This window comes from Streptomyces sp. SID3212 (genome assembly GCF_009865405.1).
GTDB lineage: Bacteria > Actinomycetota > Actinomycetes > Streptomycetales > Streptomycetaceae > Streptomyces.
Genome location: NZ_WWJY01001183.1, coordinates 1 through 2819 on the forward strand (window position 1 = coordinate 1; position 2819 = coordinate 2819).

The 2819-nt window shown below is 69.6% G+C and carries 2 protein-coding genes and 2 pseudogenes; 1 reads left to right on the forward strand and 3 read right to left on the reverse strand.

All coding sequences use genetic code 11. The features are described 5' to 3' along the window. The 3 genes and pseudogenes from GT042_RS35455 to GT042_RS35465 form a co-directional block, all read right to left on the reverse strand. Positions 1-379 (reverse strand): annotated as a pseudogene (locus GT042_RS35455) (GGDEF domain-containing protein); the annotation flags it as partial. Continuing rightward, positions 376-1188, reverse strand: coding sequence for an SAM-dependent methyltransferase (locus tag GT042_RS35460; RefSeq protein ID WP_161312795.1), 813 nt, complete (start codon positions 1186-1188; stop codon positions 376-378). The gene GT042_RS35460 and the pseudogene GT042_RS35455, both read right to left, overlap by 4 nt. Positions 1189-1444: 256 nt before the next feature. Further along, positions 1445-2374 (reverse strand): SCO0930 family lipoprotein, encoded by a 930-nt coding sequence (locus GT042_RS35465; RefSeq protein WP_161312796.1) that lies wholly within the window; start codon positions 2372-2374, stop codon positions 1445-1447. A 204-nt stretch (positions 2375-2578) separates the two neighbouring features. Here GT042_RS35465 and GT042_RS39685 point away from each other — a divergent pair. Further along, positions 2579-2819: pseudogene (locus tag GT042_RS39685) on the forward strand (hypothetical protein); the annotation flags it as partial.

The following is a 2819-nucleotide window of genomic DNA, read 5'->3' on the forward strand; positions in this document are numbered from 1 at the left end:
CGGCCAGCGCGTGCTGGAGCCGGGCGCACCGGGCCCGGGCCTCGTCGGCGGGCAGCGTCTCCGTGCCGCAGTACAGCACCAGGTAGGCGTCGACGACGCCGAGCGTACGGCCGAGGGCCTCGGGGTCCGTGCAGTGCGCCGCCACCAGGGCCGCGCCGACGCCTCCGGCGGGCGCGGGGTCGAAGTGGCGCGCGTGCAGCGCGCCGCTCAACTCCCGGGCGAGCGGGAGGAGAAGCGCCTCGAACTCGGTTCGGGTCAGCGAGGTCGCGCTGGCCGGGAAGATCGCCCGGCTCCAGATCGTCGCCAGCCGTCTGAGTCTGTCCTCCAGGCCGTCCGGGTCCGACGTGGCTCCCGCTGTCTCCTGCGCCGGCATCATCACGCCTTGCGTCCCACTCCGGCGAAGCCCGAGTAGGCGTACGGATCCTCCTGGTCGGCGGGGCTGTCGGGGCGCCAGTCGGGCATGGCCACCAGGCCGGGTTCGACCATCTCGAACCCGTCGAAGAACCGGGCCGTCTCCTCCTGGGAGCGCATCACCAGCGGGTTGCGGATGGTGCGGTAGACGCCGACGGCGCCGCCCGCCTGCTCCTTGGGGACCGGGATGCCCTCGTACGAGGCGTGAGTGAGGACGATCAGGCTGCCGGGCGCGAGGGCGTCCCGCAGTTCGGCGACCGCGCCGTACGGGTCGTCCGCGTCCTCCAGGAAGTGCAGGACGGCGACGAGGAACAGGGCCACGGGGCGTTCCAGGTCCAGCAGTCCCGCGGCCTCGCGGCTGGTGAGGATCTGGGCGGGCTTGCGGAGGTCCGCGCTCACGACGGCCGCGTGGTCGACCCCGGTGAGGACGGCCTGGCTGTGGGCGACCGCGACCGGGTCGTGGTCGACGTAGAGCACCCGGGCGGCGGGGTCGGCGGCCTGGGCGACTTCATGGACATTCCCGTAGGTCGGAATGCCGGAGCCGATGTCGAGGAACTGGTTGACACCGTTGTCCAGGGCGAATTTGACCGCGCGGCGCATGAACGCGCGGTTCGCCTTCATGATCTTGGGCAGCCCCGGCATGAACTCCATTGCCTTGCGCGCGGCGTCCCTGTCCACCTCGAAATTGTGCGAACCGCCCAGATAGTAGTCGTAAATGCGGGAAACGCTGGGCACCGATATGTCGATGCCCTGCGGGGCCCAGGCGGGACGCTCCATCGATGTCTCCAACAGTCGCCACGGGGTCGCGGCCATGTACATGGCCGGTTGTTCGAGCCGAGGCTACTGATCGCCCGCCAAGAGAGCGAGCCCAAACGGAAATTAGCGGTCCGTTCTTCGTCACACGTCTTGAACACGTCTCTTGACCACATGCCTTACCCGCGCGTGCTGTTGACTTACCCTCAGACGTGCCCGATCCGCCGTCACGCGGGGGGCGTGGGACGGCGGACCGGGCGGGCCGGAGGCGACGGGGAGACTACTTCGGCGCTCCGACCAGCTTTGCCTGGGGCGAGACCGCGTACCAAGTGCCGCCCACGCCCTGGCCGTTGGTGTCACCCGGCTTCTTGTCGCCGGAGAAGGTGTAGACGGGCCAGCAGTCGATGCTCTGCTGCTTGATTCCGTCGGGCCGGTCGAAGGTCACAAAGCCCTTCTCGATGATCCCTTCGGTGTCATTCTTGTCGACGGGGGCGACAACCGGCCACTTGTCGAGGCAGGGCCCGGTGCAGGCCGACTTCATGGGCCACGCGGAGTCCTTCTTGAACCGGTAGACCGTCATGCCCTTGGAATCCACGATGATGTCGCCGAGCTGGGGATCCTTGCGGACCGAAAGTCCCGGCAGGTCGGCGACGGTGACGTCGTCGGCCGGCGCGGCCTTCTTGCCGTCGGGGGCGGAGGCGAACCAGGTCCCGCCCACACCCTGGCCGTTGGCGTCCCCGGGGCTCTCGTCCTGGGCGTAGCGGTACATCGGCCAGCCGGCGATGGTGAGTTGCTTGGTGCCGTCGGCGCGGGCGACCTCGCCGAGCAGGGCCGGGTCGACGCCGGCCGGGGCCTTGGCGCCCTCGGCGGAGACGACGGGCCACGCCTTCTCGCAGTCGCCCTCACAGTTCGACTTGGGCGGGCTGGCGGTGTCCTTGTCGAAGCGGTAGAGCGTGAAGCCCTCGCTGTCGGTGACGACCTCGCCGAGCTCCTTGCTGTCCCACACGGCGAGTTGACCGGCCGCCGTGGCGTCGGTCTTGGCCGCCGCGTCGGAACCGTAGGCGTCCGAACCGTAGTCGTCCCCCGCCGCCGCGGCGGCTCCGACCGGCGCTCCGTTGGTGGTGGTGCCCTGCTCCTGACCGCACGCCGTCGTCAGGGCCAGTACGGCCACCGCGGTCACCGCGAGCGAGGCGTTCCGCCAGGTGTTCATATCAACTCCGCTTGTCTGTAAGTCAGTTGGGCGCCGGGCTGCGCCGGTTCATGGCCCTAAGTACGGGCCGGGCAGGGTCCCCCGTTCAACGCGGCCGGAAAAAACTTCCGGCATCCAAACCCGCGCCCCGCCAAATCCCCCTATCAGGGGGGATTTTCTCGACTTTCGGCGTGTCGGAAGAATGCGCGGAACATGATCCTGTCCGTGTACGGATTCCAAGTCGGCCGGCTGGTGGCGGCCGCTTCACTCATCTGGCTGTTCGCCGTGCCCGTACCGGCCGCAGCCACCGCTTGCGCCTACGCGTCCATAGGCCCCGACGGTTCCGTGTGGGCGGTGGCGAAGACGGGGGGCGGGCACTGCCCCTGGCCGCCGCATCCACCGCATCACTCGCATCCGCCGAAGCCGACACCGACGCCCACCCCTTCCCCGACCCCCACACCCACCC